This window comes from Pararhizobium sp., assembly GCF_965279435.1.
Lineage (GTDB): Bacteria > Pseudomonadota > Alphaproteobacteria > Rhizobiales > Rhizobiaceae > Pararhizobium.
The window spans coordinates 324,595-341,868 of record NZ_CBDIHY010000002.1 but is presented as its reverse complement, the minus strand read 5'-3'; the positions used below and the strand labels follow the sequence as shown (position 1 = coordinate 341,868).

The 17,274-nt window shown below is 60.3% G+C and carries 18 protein-coding genes; 1 reads left to right on the top strand and 17 read right to left on the bottom strand.

What is annotated here, in order from left to right:
* Positions 1-5: 5 nt before the first annotated feature.
* The 6 genes from ACQY8Q_RS03145 to ACQY8Q_RS03120 all read right to left on the bottom strand — a co-directional run bounded on the left by ACQY8Q_RS03145 (position 6) and on the right by ACQY8Q_RS03120 (position 7,964).
* Positions 6-1,058, bottom strand: a complete 1,053-nt coding sequence (locus ACQY8Q_RS03145; RefSeq protein ID WP_428424549.1) for a carbohydrate ABC transporter permease — start codon at positions 1,056-1,058, stop codon at positions 6-8.
* Positions 1,055-2,089, bottom strand: a complete 1,035-nt coding sequence (locus ACQY8Q_RS03140; RefSeq protein WP_428424547.1) for a carbohydrate ABC transporter permease — start codon at positions 2,087-2,089, stop codon at positions 1,055-1,057. Before ACQY8Q_RS03140 ends, ACQY8Q_RS03145 begins: the two co-directional genes overlap by 4 nt.
* Before the next feature lie 111 nt (positions 2,090-2,200).
* Positions 2,201-3,469 carry an ABC transporter substrate-binding protein gene (locus ACQY8Q_RS03135; protein ID WP_428424545.1) on the bottom strand — a complete coding sequence of 423 codons (1,269 nt, stop codon included), beginning with the start codon at positions 3,467-3,469 and terminating at the stop codon, positions 2,201-2,203.
* A gap of 81 nt (positions 3,470-3,550) precedes the next feature.
* A complete protein-coding gene (locus tag ACQY8Q_RS03130) occupies positions 3,551-6,034 on the bottom strand; it encodes a hypothetical protein (RefSeq protein WP_428424543.1) in 2,484 nt (827 codons plus the stop codon).
* Positions 6,031-6,867, bottom strand: a complete 837-nt coding sequence (gene kduI, locus ACQY8Q_RS03125) for a 5-dehydro-4-deoxy-D-glucuronate isomerase (protein ID WP_428424541.1) — start codon at positions 6,865-6,867, stop codon at positions 6,031-6,033. Before kduI ends, ACQY8Q_RS03130 begins: the two co-directional genes overlap by 4 nt.
* Positions 6,864-7,964 carry a glycoside hydrolase family 88/105 protein gene (locus tag ACQY8Q_RS03120; RefSeq protein ID WP_428424539.1) on the bottom strand — a complete coding sequence of 367 codons (1,101 nt, stop codon included), beginning with the start codon at positions 7,962-7,964 and terminating at the stop codon, positions 6,864-6,866. Before ACQY8Q_RS03120 ends, kduI begins: the two co-directional genes overlap by 4 nt.
* A 115-nt stretch (positions 7,965-8,079) precedes the next feature.
* Here ACQY8Q_RS03120 and ACQY8Q_RS03115 point away from each other — a divergent pair, with 115 nt between their 5' ends.
* Positions 8,080-9,141 carry a LacI family DNA-binding transcriptional regulator gene (locus tag ACQY8Q_RS03115; RefSeq protein WP_428424538.1) on the top strand — a complete coding sequence of 354 codons (1,062 nt, stop codon included), beginning with the start codon at positions 8,080-8,082 and terminating at the stop codon, positions 9,139-9,141.
* Between the two features lie 74 nt (positions 9,142-9,215).
* Here ACQY8Q_RS03115 and ACQY8Q_RS03110 read toward each other — a convergent pair whose 3' ends face one another.
* From ACQY8Q_RS03110 to ACQY8Q_RS03060, 11 genes are all read right to left on the bottom strand, one after another.
* Positions 9,216-9,479 carry a hypothetical protein gene (locus ACQY8Q_RS03110; protein WP_428424536.1) on the bottom strand — a complete coding sequence of 88 codons (264 nt, stop codon included), beginning with the start codon at positions 9,477-9,479 and terminating at the stop codon, positions 9,216-9,218.
* A gap of 8 nt (positions 9,480-9,487) precedes the next feature.
* On the bottom strand, positions 9,488-10,096 hold the full coding sequence (locus tag ACQY8Q_RS03105; protein WP_428424534.1) for a hypothetical protein: 609 nt from the start codon (positions 10,094-10,096) through the stop codon (positions 9,488-9,490).
* A gap of 147 nt (positions 10,097-10,243) precedes the next feature.
* A complete protein-coding gene (locus tag ACQY8Q_RS03100) occupies positions 10,244-11,641 on the bottom strand; it encodes an APC family permease (protein WP_113247491.1) in 1,398 nt (465 codons plus the stop codon).
* A 10-nt stretch (positions 11,642-11,651) separates the two neighbouring features.
* On the bottom strand, positions 11,652-11,819 hold the full coding sequence (locus ACQY8Q_RS03095; protein WP_428425582.1) for a hypothetical protein: 168 nt from the start codon (positions 11,817-11,819) through the stop codon (positions 11,652-11,654).
* An 11-nt stretch (positions 11,820-11,830) separates the two neighbouring features.
* The gene (locus tag ACQY8Q_RS03090; RefSeq protein WP_428424532.1) at positions 11,831-12,214 is read right to left on the bottom strand and encodes a hypothetical protein; all 384 of its coding nucleotides are present in this window, start codon (positions 12,212-12,214) and stop codon (positions 11,831-11,833) included.
* Between the two features lie 9 nt (positions 12,215-12,223).
* Positions 12,224-12,535 (bottom strand): hypothetical protein, encoded by a 312-nt coding sequence (locus ACQY8Q_RS03085; protein WP_426232523.1) that lies wholly within the window; start codon positions 12,533-12,535, stop codon positions 12,224-12,226.
* A 392-nt stretch (positions 12,536-12,927) separates the two neighbouring features.
* The gene (locus tag ACQY8Q_RS03080; protein WP_428424529.1) at positions 12,928-14,280 is read right to left on the bottom strand and encodes a glutamine synthetase family protein; all 1,353 of its coding nucleotides are present in this window, start codon (positions 14,278-14,280) and stop codon (positions 12,928-12,930) included.
* 334 nt (positions 14,281-14,614) lie between these two features.
* On the bottom strand, positions 14,615-14,869 hold the full coding sequence (locus ACQY8Q_RS03075; protein ID WP_428424527.1) for a type II toxin-antitoxin system VapB family antitoxin: 255 nt from the start codon (positions 14,867-14,869) through the stop codon (positions 14,615-14,617).
* Between the two features lie 39 nt (positions 14,870-14,908).
* Positions 14,909-15,067, bottom strand: coding sequence for a hypothetical protein (locus ACQY8Q_RS03070; protein ID WP_428424525.1), 159 nt, complete (start codon positions 15,065-15,067; stop codon positions 14,909-14,911).
* Between the two features lie 128 nt (positions 15,068-15,195).
* Positions 15,196-16,158, bottom strand: coding sequence for a dihydrodipicolinate synthase family protein (locus ACQY8Q_RS03065; RefSeq protein WP_428424523.1), 963 nt, complete (start codon positions 16,156-16,158; stop codon positions 15,196-15,198).
* Positions 16,159-16,337: 179 nt separating this feature from the next.
* Complete coding sequence (locus tag ACQY8Q_RS03060) at positions 16,338-17,042, bottom strand: GntR family transcriptional regulator (RefSeq protein WP_428424521.1); 705 nt, start codon at positions 17,040-17,042, stop codon at positions 16,338-16,340.
* Positions 17,043-17,274: the final 232 nt, after the last annotated feature.

Below are 17,274 nucleotides of genomic sequence, written 5' to 3'. Positions count from 1 at the left end.
AACCCTTATTTCAGGCCGGTTCCGGCGATGCCGGTGGTGATGAAGCGCTGCAGGAAGAGGAAGACCAGAACCACGGGGATCATGGTCACGACCGTCATCGCCAGGATGAAATGCCATTGCACGTTGAGCTCGCCGGAATAGATGCTGAGGCCCACCTGCAAGGTATAGAGCTCTTTGCGCGACAGCACGATCAGCGGCCAAAGGAAGTCGTTCCAGCGCCAGACGACGGAGAAGATGGCGAGTACGGCGAGCGCCGGTGCTGTCAGGGGCAGGATGATGCGCCAGTAGATCTGCCATTCAGACGCCTTGTCCATGCGGGCGGCGTCCAGCAGTTCGTCGGGGATGGTCAGCATATATTGGCGCAGGATGAAAACGCCGGTCGGCGTCGCCACCGTCGGCAGGATCACGCCCCAGAGATTGTTGAACAGGCCAAGCGCCGAGACGATGGAATAGAGCGGCACCATGATGACCGACAGCGGCACCATCAGCGTCGCGAGGATGAGGAGCATCGCGAACGTGCGGCCGCGAAACTCGTATTTGCTCAGCGCAAACGCCGCCATGGAATTGACCACCAATGTGATCAGCGTTGCGGTTACCGTGACGAAGACGGAGTTCCAGAGGTAGCGGACGAAATCGAAATGGGTGAAGGGCTCGGTATAGTTCTCGGTCGCAAACGACATCTGCCGGACCGGCGTGCGCTTGGCGATGTTGACCTTGATGATCTCGGCGGGCTTTTCGGGATCGACCATCTGGCTGACGGTACCGATGCGGCGAACTTCAGCGAGCGTCGCCGTGCTGCCATCTTCCAGCGTCGCGGTGTAGAGATCGAGCGGCTTGTCATAACCTTCAACCGTCACCTTCTGGGTGACATAGGGCAGGATGGTCGGCGGGAACTCGGCAAGGGCTGCGGGCGACTTGAACGAGGATGCCGTCAGCCAGACGGCCGGGCCGAACATCACGAACAGGCCGACGATCAGCCAGACCCAGGTGACGATATCCGTCCAGTGCCAGCCTTTGCCGCCTTTGCGGCGAAACAGGAATTCGATGGCCCGGCTCATTTGCGGGCTCCCTTCTTGTCACGTGAACGGCTGAGGCCGAGTTGCACGAGTGTGAGGACAACGAGCACGAGGCCCATCAGGATCGAGGCAGCGGCGGCAAGGCCTGGATTGCGCAACTGTGCAGCAAAGCCGGTCTCGTAAATGTACTGCGTGACAAACAGTGTGCTGGTGCCTGGACCGCCGCCGGTCAGCACATAGACTTCATCGAAAATCTGCACGGCACGGATCAGCACCAGCACGATGACGACCAGCAGGTTCGGCATCAGCAGAGGCAGGGTGATACGGCTAAAGACGCGCATCGCTCGCGTGCCATCCATCTCGGCGGCCTCGTACAGATCCTTCGGGATAGCCTGAAGGCCTGCGAGAATGATCAGCGTGTAGAAGCCCATATGCGCCCAGATCGAGACACCGACGGTGGCGGCGAAAGCCCAGTTACGGTCGTTCAGCCAGACATGCGGATCAAAACCAAAGCCGTAGAGACCGAAGTTGAGCAGCCCCTGCCGCTGCAGGATCCATTTCCAGATCAGGCCGACGACGACCGGCGACAGCAGCACTGGGAAGAAGAACACCGCGCGCCAGAAACTGCGGGCCATCAGGTTGCGGTTGAGGATCAGCGCGGTGATCAGCGAAACCGCGATCATCAGTGTGACCTGCAGGATGACGAACCAGCCGGTGTTTCCAACTGCTGTCCAGAACGTGTCTTCGGCGCAGGTATTGGGGTTCAGGTAGTTCGAGCAGTCGAACAGCCTGGAATATTGGTCCGCGCCGACGAAGGTACGGTCCGACAGGAACAGCGCGGTGCCGCCAGTCATGGAATAGGCGAAATTGATGAAGAACGGCAGAAGTACGAAGATGCCGAAGATCAGCATGTTGGGCAGCAGGAAGAATGCCGCCATGCCGCCCAGACCAAACTTCTTCTGGACCCAGCGCAGGGGGGCATCGATGATGCCCATGGCAAGGCGCACCGGCATCATGGCGGCCTCGCCCAGGCTTTGGCCCGTCTGGCTGGTCTGGCGGGATATCTCTGCCATTATTGATCTCTCTCCTCTTGCGCGGCGAATGGCGCCACGGCCCGGCTTTCATCGAAGATATGAAGCGGGCGACGGAGCTGGATTGCCCGCCGCCGCCCGCATGTTTCCACCTTAGAGAGCCGAGTCCTTGACCTTGGCAGCGATATCCGCGTCGATACGGGTATAGGCCTCATCAAGCGTCATCTCGCCGGCCGCCGCCTGGCTGACACGGGTCACGAGTGCACCGTAGATCGTGTCGGACCAGCCCCAACCCGGCAGCTTGCGCGCCAGGTCAGCCAGAGAGGTAGACGCCGTGACGAAGATGCCGAGCGCCGTCTTGGCCTGCGCATCGTCCGTCTTGAAGTCCAGCCCCTTCTCGATCACGCCCTTGTGGGCCGGCAGGAACAGGGTGCGTTCGGAAAACTCCTTCACGACCGGCTCGCTGGCCAGATAGTCCATGACCTCGGCAACGTCTTTCGGGTTCTTGGTGTACTTGATCGCCACCAGACCCGCCCCGCCCGGCATGCCGGTGCAGTTTGCCGGGCCGCAGGGACTACCGGTCGCGACCCAGTCAAAGTTCGAGCCGATCTTGGTCGAGAAGTTCGGCACCTGCCAGGAGCCGGAATAGTAGAACGCGACCTGGCCGTTGATGAAGTCGTCGGCACCGGCGCGGTAGGTCGAGCCGGCTGCCGATACCCAGACGTCCTTGCTCATCGTACCGTCTTCGATCCAGCCGATGAACTTGGAGATGAAAGCCTTGGAGCTCTCGTCAAGCGGCGCCGGTTTGCCGTCAGCGCCGATGTAATTGGCCCCGAATGCAATGTCGGGCGCGGTCAGGCGATGCCCGGAGCGATCCAGCGCCATCGGGAAGGGGATCTGCTGGCTTTCGGCGACCTGCTTGGAAGCCTTGGCCCAGTCATCCCAGGTCGCATCCTTGCCAGGCAGGGCAACGCCGGCCTGTTCGAACAGCGTCTTGTTGGCAAAGCCGCCGGTCAGCGTGATCTGTGTCATAAAGCCGGAAATCTGGTTGGTGCCGTCGGGGCGCATCCAGTCCGCCTGATCGCCGAAGTTCGTGTCCCAATAGGCGGCGTCGGCAACCAGCGGCCTGAGATCCAGCCAATGCTTGCTCAATGCCTTCAGGGCAGTGACGCGGGCAATATCGGGACCGTCGCCGGCCTCAAGCTGCACTGGCAGCTGTTCGCGCACAACGCTGTAAGACACGTTGTCGATGGTGACCTTGATATCCGGATTGTCCTTCATGAAGCGGCCGATCAGGTCCTTCAGGACCTCGCCCTCGACGCCATCGGAATACCACATGATTCGTACGTCCCCGGCCAATGCTGCCGTGGACGTCAAAAGCCCGACGGCGAATGCCGCGAGCATCGTTCTGGTCCTGGTCATGCTTTCCTCCTCCTTTGTGGACGGGCTTCTCCTTGCCCGCATTGCAACCGGCGCCGGTTTCTCCTCGCCGGCGCTTCGTCGTTAGTGTGCGGCCAGCATGGCGACTTCGCCCGCGACCGTGAAATCCCTGGGGACGATTGTCCGCCCTTCGGCCTCGACCGACCCATCCTTGCGGAACGTGACCGTGCCGTAGTCGGGGTCTTCGACGACCAGCGTGCCGTCTGCCGTCTCTGCGACGGACAGTGAGGCGAACCGGCTTTCCACCGTGTTAAGATCAGTGGCTTCGCAAACCCGAACGATCCAGCGGGTGTTCTGGCCGTATTGGCGCAGTTCCGCATTGGCCGAGGGACCTGTGGTCACTGGCTGCAGGTCGGTGCTGCCGAGCAGGATCACCGCACCGCCACCGCTGCGGGCGATGGCAAGGCGTCCGCGAACAGTGCTTTCGTCGAATTCGGCGATCGGGAACCAGGCATGGGTGAAATCAGGCTGTTCTTCAAAGGTCACAAAGTCGAGTACGGCCAGCCCCCGATACTGGTGAGCGCGAGGGAGAGTGCCGCACCCACCCCAGAAGGACGGCCGGCCGTACCCGAACTGAATGGTTTCGCCCGGATGGTTGATCCAGACTGCGGCTTCGGGCCGCTTGCCGAGGCGCAGATGCAGGATGGTTTCCTGATAGCCCCATTCATTCCAGCGATAATGCGCGGCGGAGCCCATGGCGAAATCGCGGCCCTTGTAGTGATAGAGGGCTGCAAACCGGTCCTGGCCCTGGGCAAACCGCCATTCCTGATGTTCGTCTGCCTGATGGCTGGCAACGGCGGCGAGCGTTTCTGGAATGACCAAATCATGATCGCGCAGGCAGACAGCAAGCTGCGGAAGCGCATGGACGCGGCGGCCATACCAGCCAGCACCCCAGAGCAGGCGGGTGACGCCAGAAAGCTCCAGTGAGCGGCCGGCGCAGAGCGTGTGCTCATAGGAACGTCCTTGTGCTGCCGTGACCATGCCGTGGTGCGCAGAGCGGGCAATCACTTCGCAGAGGCGCACGATGCCCTTCTTCGCCCGTTCGGCGATATCCGCATCGGGCGACAGCGCGGCGAGCGCCGTCAGGCCCTTGAGATCGATCGGGAAGTAGGGCGCCGAGTTGAACTCGGCCATTTCCCAAGCTTCGAAATGATCGAGCCAGGCGCGCACACGGGTGGCACCAATGGCGCTCTGCTCGGCACCCTTGCGGCCGGAGCGGGCGAAGGTTTCTTCTGCCAGCAGGTGTCCTGCGAGATAGGCGGAAGTGTGGAAAAGCAGGGCGTGGTTTTCGGAGAAATACCACTGAACATCGTTTCCGGGCTCGTCCATCCAGTAGCGGAAATCGAGAATGGCCCGGTCGATGCGGGCGCGGGTCTTTTCGCCGATATCCTTGCCCCAGACGGTGCGCGACCAGATCAGCGGCACGAGGGAAAAATCGGCGCAGTCGTGGCAATCCTCGATCGACGGCAGGATCTCCTCGATCATCGCATCGGTATCGGCACCGCTCCGGCCGCTCGCCAGCCGGGCGAAAGCGCGGACAGTGTCGCGTTCGGAAAATTCCGAGACTTCGGTGAGCGTCTCCGTGATGCGCTCAGTAAGCGTCGCCGGTGCCGTGCCTTGGCGGCCGGTATGGCATATCTCGATACCGAGCGAGCGCGAGGCAACGAAGTTGCCGGCTTTCAGCGCGATGCGGAAATGGCGGAAATCGGCGGGTGCAGCTTCCGAAGGGCCGATGACCAGACGCGCGTCGCCAGCCTTGAGGATAAAGTCATAGTCGAAGCGTTCGGTCGACATGAAGTCGCCCTCAACCGTGACATTGACAGCGACATCCACTGGCAGGGGCTCGGCAAGCCGCAGCGTGATGTCGCCTTCGAAATAGGCCGTGCGCTCGAAATGCATGCTGTCGAGGGCGGCCTCGATCGTCTCGGCCACCTTGCCCTCGATCGGCACGGGAACGGCAATGCTGGCCGCCGGGCCATTGAGGTAATCGAGCTGGAAGAAGTAGCGGGCGTCGCGTTCGGCCAGATCATCGAAGAAGATCGTGACCTCGTTCAGGCCTTCCTGCAGCGTCAGGTCGAATTCCGCCTTTGCCTCCAGATTGCGACTATAGGGCGCCATCCAGCCGGCTTCGGTACCGTTCACCCAGAGGACCGCGCCGCCACAGGTGCCGAGGCGAACCTTGGCGGTTCCGGCTTTCTCAGCGGCAATGAATGTGCGGGCAAAGGTGGCAAGCCGGGTCGGGCGGAACCAGAAGCCGGAGAGATCGAGGCGCGGCGAGCCGAACGGCAACCACCAACGGACCGCTTCGAAGGCGCCGCGGACATCGGGGCGCTTGCCGCGATAGGTTTCGGCAAAGATCGTCCGGCAAGGATATTCGTGCGGAATGAAGTTCTTGTGCTTGGTGAGAAAGAAGAACGGATCCATCTCGCCCTTCATCGGTGCATCGGGCACGTCGAAGCGCTCTTCGGCAATCGTTCCGAGCTGCCAGTAGCGGATGGCGTCGCCAGCGTTCAATTTGCGGTTCATCAAGGATCTCATCGGGGTCATTTCAGCTCTGCCAAGGCCACCGGGGCCACGTCGTTATATTCCTGGTTTTCTCCGGTCATGCCCCAGACGAAGGCATACGGGCCGGTGCCGGCGCCCATGTGGATAGACCAGGCGGGTGACAGGACGGCGTCGCCATTGGCGACGATCAGATGGCGCGTTTCTTCGGGTCGGCCCATCAGATGAATGATGCGATCTTCCGCCGCCATGTCGAAATAGCAATAGGCTTCCATGCGGCGCTCATGCAGGTGCGGCGGCATGGTGTTCCAGACGCTGCCTTCGGCGAGATCGGTTATACCCATCAACAGCAGGCAGGATGGGGTCACTTCCGGATGGATGTACATGGCGAGGCGGCGCTTGTTGGAGCGGCGGCCGTCGCCCAGGTCGATGGCCTTCGATTCCGCCTTCTTGATCAGCTTGTGGGGGATATCGGCACCAGCGGGGACGGAGTTCATGTAGAAGCGGGCCGGGGTCTTTCCCGACAGGCTTTCCATTGAAATCTCGCGGGCGCCACGGCCGAGATAGAGCACGTCGCGATTTTCCAGGGTGAACGCCTGCCCGTCAACGGTCACAGTACCCGTACCGCCCAGATTGGCGATGCCCATTTCACGCGCCGACAGCAGATAGGGCGTACCGATCTCGTCGCCGGAACCGAAGGTCACGCTTTTGGACACCGGCATGGCGCCGCCGAGAAGGAGGCGATCGACATGGGTATAGGTGAAACTGGCGGCGTCCGGCACGAACAGGTCGGTCATCAGGAAGGCGCTGCGGAGTTTTTCCGTGTCATAGCCTTTGACGTCTTCGGGGGCCGCGCCGTACAAAATCTTCATCGTCATGCTGCTTGTCCTTCTTGTCCGACGTGCTGCAGGCCTTCGGAAAGGCACAGGATCGCCAGTGCCTGGCCGTAGCCGGTCGGTTGAATGGGAATGTCCTTGTAGAACTGGAGGTCATGGCCCATGCGGGTGCCGTAGGAAACATTGCCAACGGTGCCAGTCTCGTCGATATTGTCCATCACCACCTGCAAGGCCTTGAGGCCGGCTTCGCGCCACACCGGAGTGCCGAGGCCGAGGCGATACCCCTTCAGCAGGCCGTAACCGATCCCGGCCGTGGCGGAGATTTCCTCATAGGATGTCGCATCGTCGAGCAATGTGCGCCATGCGCCGGAGGGGGCCTGAAGCGACAACAGTGCATCGACCTGGGCGACCAGTACGCCCTGAAGGAAGTCCTTTACGGGCTTGGCAAGGTCGGCGAGATCGAACAGATCGAGCAGGCCCGCTGTGATCCATGCATTGCCGCGCGCCCAGCGCGCCCGGGCGAAATTGTGCCGTCCGTCAAACGTCCAGCCATGGAACCAGAGGCCGGTATGGGTGTCGGCGAGGTAGCGGGTGTGGACGAGGAACTGGCGCGAGGCTTCGTCAATCAGTTCGCGACGGCCGCTGGCCTGACCATAGGATGCGAGAAACAGGGCCACCATATAGAGCGTGTCGTCCCACAGTTCGTCGTGATTGACCTTGTCGGAGACGTGATGTTCGAAGCCACCTTCCGGCGTGCGGCCAAGCTCCGCCATCACCCGGTTTGCCCATTCATCGAGAACCGGCTGCCAGCGTGGATCACGGGTTTTTGCCCAGAGCACCGACAGGCCGAGCATCGGCGCGGTGGTGTTGACGTTGAGCTGTGGCAGCCCGGCATCGATACGCTGCTGATACCAGTCTTCGACCAACTGGCGCAGGTCGTCGCGGCCGGTGAACAGCCAGAGCTTGATCAGGCCATAGAGACCAACGCCCTGCGGCCATTCCCAGCTGTCGAAGCTGATGTAATCGCCAGCCGTACCATCGAGATTAGGCTCATGGAAACGGCCGTCGTGCCTGAGGCCGGTTGTTCCGGCGACAAGGCGATCGAGACCGTTGCTGATATCGCGGCCATCTGGACCCATGAATGCTCCTCCACATGTGCCGCTCTTGGGGACGGCTCGTTGGGGAAATAAATGCACGCCGAATTTCCTTGCGCAATCTGAAAATTTTTCTCATGTTGGTGCAACGGAGATCGATATGGCTGTCAAACCCATCGCGGGCAAACGCGGAAAGAAGAGCAAGCGTGTGCGTCTGGAGGATATCGCCGAGGCCTGCGGCGTATCGCTGAGCACGGCGTCGCGGGCGATTGCGGGCGAAAAAGGTGTGCGGCCGGAAATCCGCCAGCTGGTGCTCGAAGCGGCGAAGCTCGCCAATTACGTGGTTCCAACGGCGATTGCAGGCCAGAAGGTCATTCTGGCGGCATCGAGTGCTGCGATGATCGACTATGTGCGCAACCAGTTCACCCTCTATGTGCTCGAGGGTCTGAAGGAACGGGCGCTGGCACTGGGGCTTGAGATCGTCACGCGACCGATCGCCGATCGCAACGAGGAACTGGCCGTACTCAAGGAGGCGCAGGATGATCCGCAGGTTGCGGGCCTTCTGTTCCTGACCGTCGATGACGAGGGCATGCTGGCCGCAACACGCGGCTTCGACAAGCCGGTTGTGCTGCTCAACAGCGACGATCCGTTCATGCGGCTTTCCAGCGTCACCCCCTGCAACCGGTCCAGCGCGCGGCTGGCAGCCGATCATCTGATCGGGCTCGGTCACGAGCGCATCTTGTTCCTGATGCGGCCGGGGCGGCGCACCATCGAGCGGCGTTACGAGGGCTGGAAGGATGCGTTGCTACATCACGGGCTTGCCGCAGATGCGGATCTGGTTGTCCCCGTCGATGACTGGCTGCCGGAACTGGCGGCGCAGGCCATTGCGTCAAGGATAGAAGCGCATGGGCTGGATTTTACTGCAGTTTTGGCCGCCGGCGACAGCCTGGCCGTTGGCGCGATGATGGGCGTGCAGCAGCGGGGCTATTCCGTTCCAGGCGATGTGTCTGTCATGGGTATGGACGACCTGCCGCAGGCCTCTTTCCTCAATCCACCGTTGACGACAATGCACATCCCGATGCGCGAGATCGGTTCGGTTGCCCTCGATCTTTTGCGCGACAGCCTGTCCGGCCTGCCGATGCCGCCGCGCCGCGTCGAACTCGCCTGCCATCTGGTGGAGCGCGCGTCGACAGCCATCTGCAGGCCTCTTCCAATCCTATAGTTTCAACAGGAAAGTATAGGCTTGCGGCTATTGCCGGGGCTTGGGAGACGGCTGCCAACTTCGCTCCTGCACGTCTACGCTTGCGACCTGAGCGAAAACCGGATCCGTGCCCTGCGATAGGCGTCCGGGATGGAGAGCGCCCAGATGAACAATCCACCTGCATGCCGTCCGAGAAAGGATTGTTCCGGCGTGGTGGTCATGTAGGTCAGGAACGAAAACAGAAGCACGAACAGCGCGAATGCCAGCCCACGGCGGGCCTCGCCGATTGCAACATGGCCGGCGCCGGGCAGGATGATCGACAGAAGGAGAACGAGGTAAGGGTTTACCGGCTTCGACACATCAGTCCTCACGCAACTTGCAAGACAGGCGGCCTGTCTGCTTCGGAGTAAATCGTACTCAAACCGGCCGCCAGCACAATGGCCTGGGTGATCGTTGCGGCAGGAACCGTCTCAAGAGAAAACCGCGCCTGCCGCAGAAACATATGCGCCGCCCGCTCACCTTGCGATGCCTGATAGACAAGCCGGGTTGCCTTCGCGGTGATCACCGCTTCCTTGACCTTTTTATCAGCAAACAGACGCTGAAAATGACGGCCGGCGATCGCCACTTGCTCAGCGGTCGCACGCCCGTCGCCGCGCATCAGCAAGGACATGTCCATCTCGGGCGGCCGCATCCATTCTGCAAAGCCATGAACGAGTGAGTAATATTCCGAACCGGTCGGACGGGCGAGCGCGCCGAGCGATGGGCCGTCACGCAGCGCGCCTTCGAACAACGTCACTTTCAGCCAGAGTTGCGGCAGGCGGCGCGTCACCATCGTGTCGGCGATCAGCTCAAGCCTGACACGGCGGCCGTCGCCGATCCGGCCCGTAACGATGGGAAACTCATCCGCCGCCATGCTGATGCCGGGTTCGCTGAGCAGCCCGTGGGCTTCATCGAGCAAGCAGCCGCGCTGCTGCATAGCCTCCCGATGTCCGCGTATGGCCGCACGAATAAACCAGGCGACAGCCAAAAGGGCAAAGGCGAAGAGCAGATAGGTGATCGTCAACGCTGATCCCTCCAGATGCTGGACCCGCAGCCATTGATGCGGCTGCGGGCTGTGTTCAGATCAATACCCTTCAGGCCGCGGCCAGGGCATGGTGAACTGATCGCCACGGCGCACGAACCGGTAACGCCGGAAGTGGAACCACAGCGATGCGATAATATAGAAGCTGACCATCGCGATCAGCTGTGTCCCGTACCCTAAGAAGACGGCGACATAGGCTGTGGCGCAGAGGATCAGGAGAACGATCGTCGGTAGCGGGTGCATCGGATGGACATAGCCGCGCTTGATGGTATCGAGCGGCCATTTCCTGCGGAACATCACCATGTTGAACGTCATGAACGTGTAGCCCAGCAGTCCCGACAGGATCGAGAAGGTGACGACCTGGTCGAGCGGTGCGCCGAGTGCGAAGATCAAGGCGATCGGCACGAGGAAGATGATCGAGCGGTACGGTGTGCGATAGACCGGATGCACGGCACCGAACCAGATCGGCAGATAGCGGTCGCGGCCCATCGAGAACCAGGCGCGCGAAGCATCGTTGATGCAGCCGTTTGCCGAGGCAAGCGTCGAAAACATCGTGCCGATGAACAGCAGAACCATCAGGCCACGATTGCCTGTGACGCGGGCCGCGTCAAACAGCGGCGTTCCGGCCTGACCGAGATATTCCCACGGGATAAGCCCGGAGCAGACATACCAGGTCATGGTCGCAGCGATCAGCAGCGTCATGATGCCGGCCATGGTGCCGTAAGGCAGCGAGCGAGCGGGCGAACGGACTTCCTCGGCCGCCTGGCAGGTACCCTCGATGCCGAGATAATACCAGAGACCGAAATGCAGGGAGGCGAGAATGCCAATCCAGCCATAGGGCATCGGATCCGTCGTTACCGCCGAGAAATCGAGCGGCACGCTCGACACGCCGAACTGCACCGACAGGAACAGGGCGATGATGGCCATGAACGCGACTGCGGTGATCACGAGATTGAATGTCAGCGTCGCCAGCACGCCGCGATAGTTCAGCCATGCCAGAAACATCACGCAGAGGACGATGAACGGCTGCTGGTGCAGGCCCGTATGGCCTTGCATCCCAGCCACCGTGTCGAGCAGAAAGCCGATGGTGATGGCGTTGGCGGCCTCAAGCATCGTATAGGCCATGACCAGAAACAGCCCGACATTGAAGGCCATCAGCGGACCAACGATGTGCTTGGCCTGGGCGTATTGACCGCCGGCTGCGGCAACCGTGGATGTCACCTCGGAATCAATCATTGCCACGCATGTATACAGCAGGCCGGCCACCCAGCATGCGATCAGGCCGGCGATCATGCCGCCTTTGCCGACTGCGAAGTTCCATCCCATATATTCGCCGACAAGAACGATGCCGACGCCGAGCGCCCAGATATGGGCGGGGCCGAGAACGCGCAAAAGCTGCAACCGTTCAGGCTGGCCGGAGGTGGTTTTCGTGTCTACCATATCCGGCCCCTTACAGCGTGTGACGTTCGGCTGCCGCTTCGATCTCGCCTTCGCGGGATGATGTCAGCAGGTCGTTGTCATAGGTCATGTCGATACGCACCATGTCGGAGAGCATCAAAAAGGCGAAGAGCGCAGAAAGGGCCCAGGCCGCGTATTCCAGAACAGTCCAGATATCCATTGGTGCCCCCACTATTTCTTCTTGGCGCCGAAGCGCTCCGCGATGACGTCGCGATATTCCCTGTCAGACAATCGCACCACCAGCACGAAATAGCCGATGACCAGGATTGCCATGACCACGAGGGCTATCCAGCTGAACGAATAGTCGAAACGGGCGGTGATGATATCGTTGGCTGCCGCCGGATCAGTGATACCAAGGGCTGCCCACTGCTGCTGCTCGGTGGCATTCTGGCCGAGCGTCTCCCATGTGGGATTGGCGATGGGTGCTGGGGTCTTGGCCGCTCCTGCGAGGCCAAGATAGAGCGGAAGATAGAGCGCACCGACAGTCAGGACCAAGAGGGTGATGACGTCGAAAATCTGCCCGGCAAAGCTTTGTTTTGGTGGTTTGTAAGCCATGATCCCCTCCTAGCGCCGGCGCCGGCGCATCTCGTCGAGATGCTTGAGGTCGAGCCCGTAAATGAAATGCTTGTCTTCGCTGTAGTGCTTCAGCATCGCGATGATGGCCGCCGTGTTGAACACCAGAACCAAGCCGCAAGCGGTTGTCAGGATGATCCGGATGGCGGGTACGGCGATGTAGGGCCAGATCGTCACCAGGGCGAACACCATCGTGCACCACAACACTGTTATGAAGATAATCAGGCCTGCCCTGTCGCGGGAATGCATCTTGTCGATGCGCGTCGCAAGGTGCGCGTCGGCACCTGCCTCGTGGATTATCATGCGTTCCTCCCAGAATACGCTTTCAAGTCCGATATTGCCTTAAAGGCAAATTATTTTCCTCCAACGAATATTCCGCCCCGACCGGTTGGTCAAGGCAGGCATGTGCCAAAATGCCGCATTTGCCAAAAAAGAAGCCGGTGATGAGCACACCCGTCCCACCGTCCCTGACGGTTGGGTTCACTTTTTGCAAGGAACGAGGGGTTGGCTCAGATGGAAGAGATTGCATCATCCAGCCAGCTCAACTTCCGGAAGACTACCGGCTGAAAAGTCCGTACGAAAATGTGCACTGGGGATCTCAGAGACCGCTTTGGCCTATGGGAAACATGATGTCATGCCCACACTCATAACAACAGCCTCACCCGACGGCGTCATTGGGTTGCGCGAAGCCCGTCTTAAACGCTGTGCAGGTAGCTGGCATATTCCAGGTCGGAAATATCGCGGTTGAACACGGCAAGCTCCTGGCGTTTGCAGGTCGAGAACATCTCGATCAGTTTCGGCTGGAAAATCCGTTTGACGATTGCGCTTTGCTCGAAGAGGTCGAGGGCGGCCAGCCATGTTGCCGGGAGGGACTTGGCGTCGCTGGCATAGGTGTTGCCGGCCGTTGGCATCGGCGGTTCCGCGCGCCGGGTGATCCCGTCAATGGCCGCGCCCAGAATGGCTGCGACCACAAGATAAGGGTTGGCGTCGATACCGGCGACGCGGTGTTCGATCCGCCGGGCAACGGCAGGACCACCGGGAATGCGGATAGCTGCCGTCCGGTTTTCATAACCCCAGGCCGCCGTGGTTGGCGCCAGGCTATCCGGGCAGAGCCTGCGAAACGAGTTCAGATGCGGCGCAAACAAAGCGGTGCAATCGGGCATGGCGTCGATCAGGCCAGCAACCGCTTGCCGCATCAAAACCGTGCCTTCAGGGCCACCGTTGTCGAAGACATTGCGGCCTTGAGCGTCCACGATGCTGAAATGCACATGCAGCCCGCTGCCGGAATGTGCGGGGTAGGGTTTGGCCATGAAGGTTGCAGCAAACCCGTGCTTGCGCGCCATGTTGCGAACGATCTGCTTGAAGAAGACGGTGTCGTCGGCCACCCTGAGCGCATCGGGACCATGCACCAGGTTGAATTCGAACTGGCTCGGCCCGCTTTCGGACGTGGCGGCATCGACGGCAACGCCACATGCGGCGGCCATCGCGTAGACATCGTCGAGGAAAGGCCCGACCTCGGCCAGTTCCTCCAGCGAGTAGATCGTATCCTTGGCATCCGCATGGCCGACCGGCATCTGCGTCAGCGGCTTCGCCCGTGGCGATTTGGGATCGATCAGATAGAATTCAACTTCCGTCGCCACGACAGGGGTCAGTTGAACGGCACGAAACCTGTTGAGGATATCGGCCAATGTACGGCGCGGATCACCGAAAAATGGCTCTCCGGTTTCCGCACGCATCCACATCGGCACGAATTGCGCCCGCGTTGCGGTCCAGGCCAAAGGGATCGGCCCACGCTCCGTCGGCTCACAAATACCATCCAGATCGCCCTGATCCAGCGTCAGAGAATTCGCAAAGACATCGGTGCCCCAGATATCGACGCCGATGGAGGACATCGGCATACGGATGCCGTTCTTCAAAATCTTGTCGAGCGATGCCGCTTCCACGCGTTTGCCACGAAAGCAACCGTTGAGATCGCAGGTCGCTGCGAGAACGTAGGCACCGCGCCCTGCGTCGTGTCCAACCGGCAAACCCTGCTTTTCATTAGACATGATCTACTCCGTAAGGGCGTTGGCGTCGCATGGGTTTCATTGCAATTTTCGAGACGAAAATCGCGTGTCCAAAGCATCAGTACAGCGGCGACGCAAACCTTGCCAGTGTCGAGGAACGATCCGGGGCGATGAAATATACTCCATCGTCGGCATCACGCCGTTCTTGTATCGGTTTGCGAAAAATCGTTGCCTTTGTGGAACAAGCGCTCCGGCCGGTATGGCCTCAAACATGGTTGCGGTTGATATTACACGGGACATCCGCAGTTTTGCTCGCAAGTCATTGCTTCCGGCTCGTTTTGAGCAATCGCCAAAATGGCGGAGGTATCCATAACCATCAGTTCAGCAAGCCGTTCTCGTCATAGCCGATGATCTCGTCATCAGAGCGACTATCCAGAACGGGTAGTGCACTCCATCGACGGCGGCTGGCGGCCATGTCATCGAGCAACGCAGCTTTACGGGCGTCAGAGCCAACGCGGCGAAGACGTTCTTCCAGGGCATGACGTATGGCCGTCGTAATGCTCTCGCCTGTACGCTCAGCAAGAGCACGGGCCAACTGCACGGTCCTGGGGTCTTTGATACTGAGCGCCACCGCCGGGTTCCTATTTTTCAATATCCTACCCAAACAGCGCTACGTCGCCGCCGCAGCAAAGGGATACTGCTGGTAATCGGCATCGTAACCAAAATACCGGGGGCCGACGAGGCTAATACCCGCCGGCGTCCACCATTGGGGATTAAATCCGGCGCCGCACAGATGATCTTGCCATCGCGCTTCGATCAAGCGATCCATAAGATGTTCTCACAAAGCCACCGGAACCGCTTTTTTCGTGCATGCGTTTCGGCGTGCTGTCAATCGGATCGAGGTGACATCGTTCCGCAGAGAGGCCCTCCATCAGGCAGGGCCTCTCCTTGCCTTGCTCAGGCAGCGTATTTCTGGACAGCGCCTGCAAGCTTGGACCATTCCGCATACCATGCATCGAACAAGGCGAGCTGTGCCTCGGCGTAGCCGCGCTGGCTGGCAGACAGGGCGTCGGTCTCGTAAAAATTCAATGCGTACTCGGCATGCCCCTTCAGGACCATCATGTGCTTGAAGTAGAGCACGAGATCGGGACCTTCATCGAAGGAAGACAGCACGGCCAGCGCCGCTTCCAGCTCCAGCGCCCGCCGGCGTGCATCGACATCGCCTTTCGCAGCCGCTTGCGAAAGTGCCACCATATGCAGGACTTCCTTCGGAAGCACGTTGCCGATACCCGTGATCGCACCGGTTGCGCCGCAATTGACGAAACCGTGGAAGACTGCGGTATCCACGCCAATCATCAACGAGACGTTTTCATCCTGGCTGGTGATATTTTCGGCCGCATAGCGCATGTCGGCCGGTCCGCCGAATTCCTTGAAACCAATGAGGTTCGGATGTTCGCTGCGCAGCGCAAAGAACAGATCGGCGCGGGTCGCAAAGCCGTAATACGGGCTGTTGTAGATAACGGCCGGCAGATCCGGTGCCGCTGACAGAATGGCCTTGAAGTGATGGCGCTGGGCCGCGATCGACGGGCCACGCGAGAGAACGCGGGGAATAACCATCAAACCCTGTGCACCAACCTTCTGCGCGTGCGCGGCATGTGCCACAGCCTTGGCTGTGTTGACGGCGCCCGTTCCAACGATAACCGGAATGCCGGCCTTCACGAGACGTTCGACGCCCTCCATCCGCTGTTCATCGCTGAGCAGGGGCCAGTCACCCATCGAGCCGCAATAGACGACCGACGCCATGCCAGCAGCGATCAGATCCTTGGCGGTATGGACCAGCGTTTCAAAATCCGGGCTGCGGTCGGCCTTGCATGGCGTCATCAACGCCGGGATACAGCCGGAAAAAATGCCGTTCTTCATGACGATTCCCCTTTTAAATAGGCTGCGCCCACAATCGCAAACCGCCAGCCCTGATTAATTCCTGAGGTCGATAATACATCTTGTATTTTATTTGTCGACAAGAAAAATCATCGCTGATGTGACACTTGATATTCCGCTATCGAAGGCATCAAACTGACAGAGCGCGGCGCCGCCGCCCGTCAAAGTGGAACGCTGACCCGCCGGTCGCTTGCTATCATCTGCTGTATCTGTTTGACGATCTGGTCCGCATGGGCAGCGGCCAGCTGATCGGCCAGATCGATATCCCGCGCCTCGATCGCCACGATCATATCCTCGTGTTCGACGACGTAGCGATGGGGCAGGCGGTCTTCGAATGACGAGTAGTAAATCCGCATGATACGGCGCCCTTCATCCAGCAGGCGGCAGAAGAGCCCTGTGAAATAGGCGTTACGCCCCGCATCCGCGATGGCAGCGTGAAAGTCGCGATTGGTTGATATCATCGCCAGTGCATCCTGTGCAGCCACTGCCTCGGCGAAGTCGTTCTGCTTTTGGCGGATGATGTCGAGGTCGGCGGATTTGTAATGTTGCGCGGCAAGGCGGGTCGTGACCCGATACATCAGCGTGATGGCGTCGAAGAATGTATGAAGGTTCAGAAAGTCGATCGGGGATACGACCGTAGACCTGTTGGGAAGGGTGGTCACCAGCCCTTCACTCGCCAGCCTGACCAGCGCCTCGCGGATGGGTGTTCGCGACATAGACAGCCGCTGCGACAGCTGAATCTCGTCAATCGGGCTTCCCGGCTCAAGCACGAGGTTCAATATGTCGTCGCGCAAGATTTCATAGACGAATTTTGCACCTTCGCCCCGCTTCCTTTCAACTAGAGCCGGTTGCATGTCTTCACTCATCGCGGAATCCTTCGTGTCGACCTGATGGATAGTGCCTCCTGCCCAATCGGGCAACAGGCGCGTGCGGGTCCAGACGAACCGCCGATGGATAAAGCGCCGCAGGCCGCCCAGCTTGACTTCTAAGCGGTTTTGGCTAAACGCAACGAGATGATGTCGCGTATCGTGATCCACCTTCGGCGAGAGTCTAAACTCTCGAAAACCGGCACTTAGCCCGAACGTTGAAGAAGCCCTG